At 73.1% G+C, this 9,267-nt stretch carries 12 protein-coding genes; 4 read left to right on the top strand and 8 right to left on the bottom strand.

Annotation, left to right across the window (positions count from 1 at the left end; all coding sequences use genetic code 11):
- Nucleotides 1-2: 2 nt before the first annotated feature.
- A complete protein-coding gene (locus ACW0Q9_RS26085) occupies nt 3-593 on the bottom strand; it encodes an FABP family protein (RefSeq protein WP_151463357.1) in 591 nt (196 codons plus the stop codon).
- Nucleotides 587-691 carry a small membrane protein MtfM gene (gene mtfM / locus ACW0Q9_RS26080; protein ID WP_268240634.1) on the bottom strand — a complete coding sequence of 35 codons (105 nt, stop codon included), beginning with the start codon at nt 689-691 and terminating at the stop codon, nt 587-589. Before mtfM ends, ACW0Q9_RS26085 begins: the two co-directional genes overlap by 7 nt.
- 12 nt (nt 692-703) lie before the next feature.
- Between mtfM and ACW0Q9_RS26075 the strand changes: the two genes are divergently transcribed.
- From ACW0Q9_RS26075 to ACW0Q9_RS26065, 3 genes are all read left to right on the top strand, one after another.
- Nucleotides 704-1,078 (top strand): DsrE family protein, encoded by a 375-nt coding sequence (locus tag ACW0Q9_RS26075; RefSeq protein ID WP_456185679.1) that lies wholly within the window; start codon nt 704-706, stop codon nt 1,076-1,078.
- 77 nt (nt 1,079-1,155) lie between these two features.
- Nucleotides 1,156-1,536, top strand: coding sequence for an SCP2 sterol-binding domain-containing protein (locus tag ACW0Q9_RS26070; RefSeq protein WP_456185677.1), 381 nt, complete (start codon nt 1,156-1,158; stop codon nt 1,534-1,536).
- The gene (locus ACW0Q9_RS26065) at nt 1,533-3,587 is read left to right on the top strand and encodes an amylo-alpha-1,6-glucosidase (protein WP_456185675.1); all 2,055 of its coding nucleotides are present in this window, start codon (nt 1,533-1,535) and stop codon (nt 3,585-3,587) included. Before ACW0Q9_RS26070 ends, ACW0Q9_RS26065 begins: the two co-directional genes overlap by 4 nt.
- Nucleotides 3,588-3,639: 52 nt before the next feature.
- Here ACW0Q9_RS26065 and ACW0Q9_RS26060 read toward each other — a convergent pair whose 3' ends face one another.
- The 6 genes from ACW0Q9_RS26060 to ACW0Q9_RS26035 form a co-directional block, all read right to left on the bottom strand.
- Nucleotides 3,640-4,419, bottom strand: coding sequence for a hypothetical protein (locus tag ACW0Q9_RS26060; protein ID WP_456185682.1), 780 nt, complete (start codon nt 4,417-4,419; stop codon nt 3,640-3,642).
- Between the two features lie 184 nt (nt 4,420-4,603).
- On the bottom strand, nt 4,604-4,927 hold the full coding sequence (locus ACW0Q9_RS26055; RefSeq protein WP_456185673.1) for a DUF1416 domain-containing protein: 324 nt from the start codon (nt 4,925-4,927) through the stop codon (nt 4,604-4,606).
- A 3-nt stretch (nt 4,928-4,930) separates the two neighbouring features.
- Nucleotides 4,931-5,779, bottom strand: a complete 849-nt coding sequence (locus tag ACW0Q9_RS26050) for a sulfurtransferase (RefSeq protein WP_456185671.1) — start codon at nt 5,777-5,779, stop codon at nt 4,931-4,933.
- Nucleotides 5,780-5,983: 204 nt separating this feature from the next.
- Complete coding sequence (locus ACW0Q9_RS26045; protein WP_311202345.1) at nt 5,984-6,061, bottom strand: Ms5788A family Cys-rich leader peptide; 78 nt, start codon at nt 6,059-6,061, stop codon at nt 5,984-5,986.
- A gap of 81 nt (nt 6,062-6,142) precedes the next feature.
- Nucleotides 6,143-6,928 carry an LmeA family phospholipid-binding protein gene (locus ACW0Q9_RS26040; RefSeq protein ID WP_456185669.1) on the bottom strand — a complete coding sequence of 262 codons (786 nt, stop codon included), beginning with the start codon at nt 6,926-6,928 and terminating at the stop codon, nt 6,143-6,145.
- Nucleotides 6,929-7,008: 80 nt separating this feature from the next.
- On the bottom strand, nt 7,009-8,058 hold the full coding sequence (locus ACW0Q9_RS26035; protein WP_456185667.1) for a hypothetical protein: 1,050 nt from the start codon (nt 8,056-8,058) through the stop codon (nt 7,009-7,011).
- A gap of 251 nt (nt 8,059-8,309) precedes the next feature.
- Here ACW0Q9_RS26035 and ACW0Q9_RS26030 point away from each other — a divergent pair, with 251 nt between their 5' ends.
- A complete protein-coding gene (locus ACW0Q9_RS26030) occupies nt 8,310-9,023 on the top strand; it encodes a winged helix-turn-helix transcriptional regulator (protein WP_091267462.1) in 714 nt (237 codons plus the stop codon).
- The last annotated feature ends 244 nt before the right edge of the window (nt 9,024-9,267 follow it).

Below are 9,267 nucleotides of genomic sequence, written 5' to 3'. Positions count from 1 at the left end.
GGTCAGCCGGCTACTCGGGTCAGGCGGGCTGACAGGTGGGGGCTCAGGGGGTGGCCCAGGGCGGCCATTTCCTGGGCGTAGAGGAGGGCGCCCTCGACGATGCCGAAGAGGCGGGCGCCGGCCGTGACCTCCTTCGCCGTGGCGGTGCGGACCACCGCGTCGGTGGCGAACTCGATCTGGGTGCCCTTGCGCTTGCCGATGTGCAGCTCCATCACGCCGGTGGGCGTGGTCATCAGCGCTTCCAGCTCGTCGGTGACCCGGTCGCCGTCCAGCACCGGACGCCACCAGCCCACCTCACGGCCGGCCGGGCGGACCGGGCGGCTCTGCTCGTCGAGGATCCAGGCGCGAGACTCGTAGAACAGGAAGGGCCGGCCGTCGTGGCTGATCCGGATCTCCTGGGCGAAGTCGAAGTCCTCGATGGTGGGGAACCCGCCGCGACCGCGCCCACGCCACACCCCGATGTACGGCAGCAGGCCGTCCAGGCTCCGGTGCAGCTTCGGGCCGACGCGCAGGTCGTGGCTCTCCTCGTACGGGTACGGGTCGACCGGCGGCGCGTTCAGCCACGGGGGCTGGAGCGGGTTCTCGCTCACCATTTTCCTCTCGAGATGCGAACAGCGAGGTAGACGAGGCCACCGGCGAGCCCGCCCAGGCCGGCGACCAGCAGGCTGACGAACCCGATCTCGGTAACCATCCCGGCCATCCTATGCTGGGCGTCATGGCCCGCACTCTCGTCGTCAAGGCCACCGCCGGCGCGGACGCCCCGGAGCGCTGCGCACAGGCCTTCACCGTCGCCGCCACCGCGGCCGCCGCCGGAGTCGACGTGTCGCTCTGGCTCGCCGGGGAGTCGACCTGGTTCGCGCTGCCCGGGCGCGCGCAGGACTTCGAACTGCCGCACTCCGCGCCGCTGGCCGAACTGCTGCACGTCATCCTGACCACCGGCAAGGTGACGGCCTGCACCCAGTGCGCGGCCCGCCGCGACATCGGCCAGGACGACGTCATCCCCGGCGTACGGATCGCCGGGGCGGCGGTCTTCGTCGAGGAGGTCATGGCCGAGGGGGCCCAGGCCCTGGTCTACTGACCCCCGCGGTCAGTGTCCGTTCTGCGTGGACTGCCGATCCTCGCCCGACATGTCCGACCGCTGCCTACGATTCGACTGTGGGTGAGGCGACCGAGCGGTTCTTCGCATCCCTGCCGGCGCGGGCCCCGGCGGTGCTGCGTGGTCCGATCCGTGGCCGCCTCCAGCTGGACCTGACCACGGGCAACCGCACCGAGCACTGGTACCTGGAGATGGCGCCCGGCGTCGTCCGGGTGAGCCGGGAGCAACTGCCGGCCGACGCCGTCTTCACGGTCAGCGCCGACCTCTTCGAGAGGCTGGTCACCGGCCGGGAGGCCGGCATGGCGGTGGTGCTGCGCAACGAGGCCACGTTCAGCGGCAACGTGGTGCTGTTCCTGGTGTTCCGCCGGTTCTTCCCCGATCCGCCGGGCGTCCGGGACCCCCGGGAGACCGCTCGCGAACACGTCCGGCGGTCGGGATGAAGGAACGCGTCAGCATCCTGGACGGCAACACCTTCCTGGTCAGCGACCGGCGCGGCGACATCGAGCCGTCGTTCGACTTCCCCACCGGACTCTTCTCCTTCGACACCCGGTTCATCTCCACCTGGCTGCTCACCCTCAACGGGCAGCGGCTGCACGCGCTCTCCATCGACGACTCGCTGTCGTACCGGACCCGGTTCTTCCTGGTCCCCGGCGAGCCGACGCACTACCTGGACGCCAAGGTCTCGGTGATCCGCAGCCGGTCGATCGGCGGCAGCTTCGACGAGGAGCTCACGCTGCTCAACCACTCCGGCCAGGAGGTGGAGTTCAGCCTCCGGCTCGACATCGGCTCCGACTTCGCCGACCTGTTCGAGATCAAGCACCAGCGGCAGAAGAAGGGGCGCACCACACCCACGGTGAGCGAGAACCAACTGCGGCTCACCTACCGGCGGGAGGGGTTCCACCGGGAGGCGGTGGTGGGCAGCACCGCCTCCGCCGACGTCGACCGGGAGGGGATGACCTTCCGGATCCGGGTCGCGCCGCACGGCGAGTGGACCACCCGGCTGCACGTGGCCACGATGATCTTCGGAGCCCGGGGGGAGGACTTCCGGGCCAGCCTGCCGCTCGGCGGGCAGCGCTCGGTGGCGGACATCCACGCCGAGCAGAACGAGCTGATCGCGCGGGCCCCGAAGCTGGGCTGCGACTGCCAGCCGCTGGCCGGGGCGTACCGGCGCAGCCTCAACGACCTGGCCGCCCTGCGGTACGAGTCGATCGCGCTGGGCGTGCGGCTGCTCGCCGCCGGCCTGCCCTGGTTCATGACCCTGTTCGGGCGGGACAGCATCTTCACCTCGCTCCAGGTGCTGCCGTTCCTGCCGGAACTGGTCCCGCCCACCATCGCCATGCTGGCCGCTCTGCAGGGCAGCCGGTTGGACGACTTCCGGGACGAGGAGCCCGGCAAGATCCTGCACGAGCTGCGCTACGGCGAGACCGCCGGCTTCGAGGAGCAGCCGCACTCGCCGTACTACGGCTCGGCCGACACCACGGCGCTCTTCGTGATCCTGCTCGACGAGTACGAGCGGTGGACCGGGGACGCGACGCTGGTCAAGCAGCTGGAGCACCCCACTCGGGCGGCGCTGGCCTGGCTCGACACGTACGGGGACCTGCTCGGCACCGGCTACGTCTGGTACATGACGCGCAACCCGGAGACCGGCCTGCAGAACCAGTGCTGGAAGGACTCCTGGGACTCGATCTCCTACTCCGACGGGCGGCTGCCGGAGTTTCCGCGGGCCACCTGCGAACTCCAGGGCTACGCCTACGACGCCAAGCTGCGGGGCGCCCGGCTGGCGCGGACCTTCTGGAACGACCCGGCGTACGCCGACCGGCTGGAGCGCGAGGCGGCCGCGTTGAAGGAGCGGTTCAACCGGGACTTCTGGATCTCGGAGCGGGAGTACTACGCGCTCGCCCTCGACCCCGACGGGCGGCCCGTGGACGCGCTCTCCTCCAACATCGGCCACCTGCTCTGGAGCGGCATCGTCGACGAGTCGCGGGCGGCGACCGTGGCGGGGCACCTGCTCGGGCCGAAGCTCTTCTCCGGCTGGGGCGTGCGGACCCTCGCCGACGACCAGGGCCGCTACAACCCGATCGGCTACCACGTCGGCACGGTCTGGCCGTTCGACAACTCGATCATCACCTGGGGTCTGTGGAAGTACGGCTTCCGCGAGGAGGCGGGCCGGATCTGCGAGGCGATGCTCAGCGCCTCCCGCTACTTCGACGGGCGGCTCCCCGAGGCGTTCGCCGGCTACGAGCGCGGCCTCACCGACTATCCGGTCCAGTACCCCACCGCGTGCAGCCCGCAGGCCTGGTCGGCCGGCACCCCGCTGCTGCTGCTCCGGGTGATGCTCGGCCTGGAACCGCAGGGCGACCACCTGATCATCGATCCCGCCGTTCCGGGTGGGATGGGCCGGGTCGAGCTGCTGGACATCCCCGGCCGGTGGGGCCGGGTGGACGCCCTCGGCCGCAGCCGCACGCCGCACGACCACCAGCCCGACCACTGACCGTCGGGAGCCGGCGGACGACGCGGCGGATGCCCGGCCGGCCGCCCGGACGTCAGCCGGCGCAGCCGGTGGAGGCGGCCAACCGGAGCTGGTCGCCGGTGGCGTCGGCGAGCACGACGACGGATCCGCTGCGGTAGGCGTACTCCTCGGGGCGGTCGACCACGGCGGCGCCGAGCGGCTTCAGCGCGGCCAGCGAGACCGGCTCCGCGCCGGCGGTGACGCGGACCGTCCGGGCGACCCCGCCCGCCGGGCACGGGGCGACGACATGCTCGGGATCCGGTGGGGCCGGCCGGCCCAGGGCCCGCAGCGCCCCGTCGAGTTCCGACCCCAGGGGGTACCCCGGGAGCAGGTCGGCGTCGACGGCGGTGTCGTCGAGCGGGCGGCAGCCGGTGTCCGCCGAGAAGCGGACCCGGCCGTCGGCGACCACCCGGCCCTCGATCGCGACGAACTCGCCCGCGTCGGCGCGCAGCCGGGGGCTGCCGCCCGCCACGGCCACCCCGGCGCGCCAGTCGGCGGGGAGCCGCCGCGCCACGCGCTCCAGCACCTCGCGCTCCCCACCGGTCGGCACCAGCACGTCCACCCCCCGGGTGAGCGACCCACCGTCGCCCAGCGGGGTGACGCGGCAGCCCCGCTCGACGACGGGCGGCGTGAACTCCCAGGCGGCGTCGCCGAGGGCGGCCACCAGGTGGCCCGCCGCCCGGGCCACCACCGGCACCGCCTGGCCCAGGGTGCGCTGTTCCTTCACGGTCGGCGGGTCGTGCCGCACCGACCACCAGGTCAGGCCGGCCAGCAGCACCGCCCACGCCACCGTGGCGGCCACCAGCCAGCGCAGCCGGCGCCGGCCGGAAGCCGGCTGGTCGGGACGGGTCGGCGGGGCGTATCCCGCCTGGACGGCACCACTCACCGGGCCATCGTGTCACGCGCCGGCGACCGGCCCGGCCGCGCCTCGGGCCCGGCTCCGGAACGGCGCGCGGCCCGCCGCCCCGGCGGGCGGCGGGCCACGATCAGAGCGTGGGTCAGGCGGCGACCGTGACGGTCACCTCGTTGATCCCGCGGGCGGCGCTGACGGCGGTGTCGCCGTTGCCGTGCCGGGAGAGCGCCCGCAGGGTCCAGTCGCCCGGCGCGGCGAAGAACCGGAACTGGCCGGTCGGGGAGGTCACCACCTCGGCGGTGAACTCGCCCGTCGAGTCGAGCAGCCGGACGTACGCGCCCGGCACGGCCTCGCCGGACTCGGCCTTGACCAGGCCGGTGATGACGGTTTCCTTCTCCAGGTCCAGGCTGGCCGGGAGGGGGGCGGCCTGGTCCGGGGCGGCGCAGCCCGCGGCGGTGGGAGCGGTCATGGCTCAGGCCTCCCCGGGCTCGTCGCCGAGCGCGACCGGCACGCCGACCAGCGAGCCGTACTCGGTCCAGGAACCGTCGTAGTTCTTCACGTTGCGGTGGCCGAGCAGCTCCTGGAGCACGAACCAGGTGTGCGAGGAGCGCTCGCCGATCCGGCAGTAGGCGATGGTCTCCCTGCTGTCGTCCAGCCCGGCGTCGGCGTAGATCTTGCGCAGCTCGTCGTCGGACTTGAACGTGCCGTCCTCGTTGGCCGCCTTGGACCACGGGACGCTGATCGCGGTCGGCACGTGGCCGGCCCGCTGCGCCTGCTCCTGCGGGAGGTGGGCCGGGGCGAGCAGCCGGCCGGCGTACTCGTCGGGGCTGCGCACGTCGACCAGGTTCTTGGTGCCGATGGCGGCGACCACCTCGTCGCGGAAGGCGCGGATCGAGGTGTCCGGCGCCTGCGCGACGTACTGCGTGGCCGGGCGGTCCACCGTCTCGGTCACCAGCGGGCGGGCGTCGAGTTCCCACTTCTTGCGGCCGCCGTCGAGCAGCTTGACGTCGCGGTGGCCGTAGAGCTTGAAGTACCAGTACGCGTACGCGGCGAACCAGTTGTTGTTGCCGCCGTAGAGGATGACGGTGTCGTCGTTGCCGATGCCGCGCGCGGAGAGCAGCGCCGAGAACTGCTCCTGGTTGACGAAGTCCCGGCGCACCGGGTCCTGCAGGTCGGTACGCCAGTCGAGCTTGACGGCGCCCGCGATGTGGCCGGTGTCGTAGGCCGAGGTGTCCTCGTCGACCTCGACGAAGACGACGCCCGGGGCGTCGATGTTCTTCTCGGCCCACTCGGCCGAGACGAGTGCGGTGTCGCGACTCATCAGATCACTCCCTGTGAGGATGGATGGTGAGCCTGCGCGCGGAGATCGAAGCTGGTGATTGTCGCACCACGCGCGGGACCCAGAGCTAGGAACGGATCACGGGTACGTGCGACGGCGCCGCTGCCGGGCGATCAGGGGGAAAACCGGAGGGTACGCGGACCCTGCGTGCCGGTGGCCGCTAAGCGGCCGAGGACAGCCCCGCCGTCAGATGACGGGGCGACACAGGCAGGTGGCCACGCGGCACAGGTCGACCGCGCGCCGTTTGGTGAGGAGCGTCCCCATGGGAAGGGAGACTACCAGCCGGCCCGGCCGCCGCCACCGGGCCGACCAGCATCCGGGACGCCGCCGGGCGGCGGGCGGCTCTCAGCCGGCGGAGTTGATGGGGACGTTCCGCGCGTCGGCGGTGACGACCAGACCCTCCGGCCTCGGCTCGACCTTGCGCACGTTGAGCTGGAACGGCAGCTCCGGCAGGGGCACGTCGATCGAGATGCCCCGGGCGTAGTTGGCCAGCAGCGTCTTCGCGAGCGGCAGGTTGGGCAGGCCCTCGGCGGTCAGGTCGTTGAAGCGCAGCGCCACCTTGCCGTTGGCGACCGTCACGTCGGCGGTGCCGTTGACGGTGAGCTTGGCGCCGAGGATGTCCACCGGCGCGGTGACCGCGAGCTTGCCGTTCCGCTCGCCCAGGGTGAGCCCGGGCCGGTCGAGCAGCTTCGCCAGGCTGTCGTAGGTCACCGTGCCGCGGCCGTCGACGCTCTCGGCCACCACGTCGCCCCGTCCGGAGCGGAGGGTGTCGAGCGACGCCTTGACGTCGCGGGCGTCCACGTCGAGCCGGGGCACGCTGACGGCGTCACCCTGCACGTTGCCCCGCACGTCGGTCAGCACGATCGAGATGCGCTCGTACTTCCCGGCGAGCACCTGGGTGAGGAACGGGAAGCCGCCCACCTCGACCTGGGGCGCCGCGGACTGCGCGTCCTGCTTGGCGACCTCCTGCTTCACCTGGTCGGCGATGGCCCGCTCGGCCACGCCGGCGGCCACCCGGTCGGCGGCCACCAGGAGCCCGGCCAGGACGAGCAGCAGGACGACGAAACCGACCAGCACCTTCCGGCCACGCCGCCGCGGTCGGCCCTCGTTCGCCGGGTACGCCTCTGCCACGCCGCCTCCTGCCGTCGCCGTTCACCGCGTCTCGCGGCGCAACCGTACTTACCCGAGGGGCCGTTTCCCCAACCGTGCGCTCAGAGGAAGAGCACGCACATGGCGTACGCGGCCGGCGCGGCGAGCGCGAAGCCGCCCAGCGGGCCCTGCATGTGCCGGGCGACCCACATGGTCGGCGGCTCGCCGGCCATCAGCCGGCCCGCCTCGGCGTAGCCGACGGCGAGGTCGGCCAGCACGGCGGTGCCCGCGGTGACCAGGCCGACCAGCGCGGCGCTGGTCGGGGTGAAGCCGACCAGGTAACTGCCGAGCACGGCGCTGGTCAGGGTGCCGAGCATGGCGCCGGCGACCACGCCGGCGGCACCCCGCGGCACCTGCGGGGCGAGCCGGGGCCAGGGGGCCACCGCGTCGGTCAGCCGGGCCACCAGCAGGGCCACCCCGGTCGCGGTGAGGCAGACGGTGATCGCCTGGGTGCCCTTCGGGATCCGGCTGAGCACGATCAGCGTGGCGAACGCGACCACCCCCACCACGATCAGCAGGGTGCTGCCCAGCGAGTCGGTGACCCGGACCCGGTCCACCCGGCGGACGAGCTGGCCGAGCACGCCGAGCACGAAACCGGCGGCGGCGGCGTAGCCGAGGGGTGCCAGGCCGGCGATCTCCGACCGCACGGCCGCGGCGTCGGCGATCCCGGCCGCACCGGCGCTGACCAGCGCGACGACCAGCAGCGCGGGCGGGCGCATGGCCATCGTCCAGGCCAGCACGAAGAGCATCTGGACGCCGAAGATGATGAACGCGAAGGGCAGCCGGTGCCCCGGGCCGGCGGTCTGCGCGCCGAGCACCAGACCCACACCGAGCAGCGCGGCGAAGCCCGCGACGGTCAGCGCGAGCGGTCGGTGCACCGGGACCGGCGGCACCTCCTCCTCGGGCGCCTCGTCGGGCTCGTCGTCCGGGCGCCGGCCCGGCCCGCCCTTGCGGAGCCGGCGGGGACCCTTGCGCTCCCGCCCGCCCCCGTCGTCGTCGGCCGGACCGGTCCGCGGGGCCGGCGGGTAGCCACGGGCGGGGCCGGCGGGCCCGGGAGCCGCGTTGTCGGACCACGGGTCACGGCCGGTGTCGGGCGAGGTGGAGGGAAACACGACCCGATCGTGCCAGACCGGCCCGGCCCGGCGGAGTCACGGTTTCGGCAACGTTAAAACCTGAGCCGCGATCACGGGCAGATGGGACAAACAGGAAAGGGCACCGAGGTGACGGGCGGGCGATCGGTTACGCTCAAGCCGTTACCCGCCCGTCAGCGACGCCGGGACCCACGCAAATTTCTCAGCGCCACCCCCTCCGGAGTGCCGCTGGTCGCGCGCGGCCGGAAGGCCGCCGGGACGGAGGTGATCGTGTGGAGCTCCTGCTGCTGGTGACCGCGCGCGCAGGTGAACCATCGGCGGTGCTGCCGGCGCTCGACCTGCTGCCGCACTCGGTCCGCACCGCGCCACGCGACGTGCGCACGCTCGTCTCGGGCCCGACCCCGGACGCCGTCCTGGTGGACGCCCGCGCGGAGCTGAGCGAGGCCCGCGCGACCTGCCGGATGCTGCACGCCACCGGCCTGGGCGTCCCGCTGGTCGCGGTCGTCACCGAGGCCGGGCTGATCGCGCTGAACGCCGACTGGGGTGTGGACGACGTCATCCTGGCCGGAGCCGGGCCGGCGGAGGTGGAGGCCCGCCTGCGGCTGGCGGTCGGGCGGCTGAGCAACGCGACGGCGGGCGCCGGCGGCTCGATCCGGGCCGGCGAGCTGACCATCGACCCGGACACCTACGCGGCCAAGCTGAAGGGCCGTCCGCTCGATCTCACCTACAAGGAGTTCGAGCTGCTGAAGTTCCTCGCCCAGCACCCGGGCCGGGTGTTCACCCGGGACCAGTTGCTCCGCGAGGTCTGGGGCTACGACTACTTCGGCGGCACCCGCACGGTCGACGTGCACGTCCGGCGGTTGCGCGCCAAGCTCGGCTCGGAGTACGAGTCGATGATCGGCACGGTCCGCCAGGTGGGCTACAAGTTCGTCGTTCCGCCGTCGCGCTCGCTGCCGGAGTCGGAGCCCGCCCCGCTGCCCGTCTGACCCGAGACCGCACGTCCCCCATTAGGGAAGCTCTTCCCGTTCGCCCTTTTTGTCCACACAGTCAGACCTACTCTGACTGCCGGATCCGCCGGTTTTGCCGGATCCGCAGGGCGGGCGAAGGGGGCGACGGTGCGGGTGACGACCACGGGGGCGACGAACGGTCGGATCTCCTGATGCCGGCCTCGACGCTACGCGCGGCCGGGATGGTGACGCTGGTGCTGGCCGCGCTGCTCGGCTCGGCGTA

The sequence above is a fragment of the Micromonospora sp. I033 genome, assembly GCF_053890995.1.
Note: the sequence above shows the minus strand (reverse complement) of the source record. Positions and strands in the feature narration are given on the sequence as shown.

What these genes read in the sequence shown, in the direction of transcription:
- mtfM (WP_268240634.1), bottom strand. Translation starts at nt 691, where the DNA reads ATGGTTACCGAGATCGGGTTCGTCAGCCTGCTGGTCGCCGGCCTGGGC.
- ACW0Q9_RS26075 (WP_456185679.1), top strand. Translation starts at nt 704, where the DNA reads ATGCTGGGCGTCATGGCCCGCACTCTCGTCGTCAAGGCCACCGCCGGC.
- ACW0Q9_RS26085 (WP_151463357.1), bottom strand. Translation starts at nt 593, where the DNA reads ATGGTGAGCGAGAACCCGCTCCAGCCCCCGTGGCTGAACGCGCCGCCG.
- ACW0Q9_RS26050 (WP_456185671.1), bottom strand. Translation starts at nt 5,779, where the DNA reads ATGAGTCGCGACACCGCACTCGTCTCGGCCGAGTGGGCCGAGAAGAAC.
- ACW0Q9_RS26045 (WP_311202345.1), bottom strand. Translation starts at nt 6,061, where the DNA reads ATGGGGACGCTCCTCACCAAACGGCGCGCGGTCGACCTGTGCCGCGTG.
- ACW0Q9_RS26055 (WP_456185673.1), bottom strand. Translation starts at nt 4,927, where the DNA reads ATGACCGCTCCCACCGCCGCGGGCTGCGCCGCCCCGGACCAGGCCGCC.
- ACW0Q9_RS26065 (WP_456185675.1), top strand. Translation starts at nt 1,533, where the DNA reads ATGAAGGAACGCGTCAGCATCCTGGACGGCAACACCTTCCTGGTCAGC.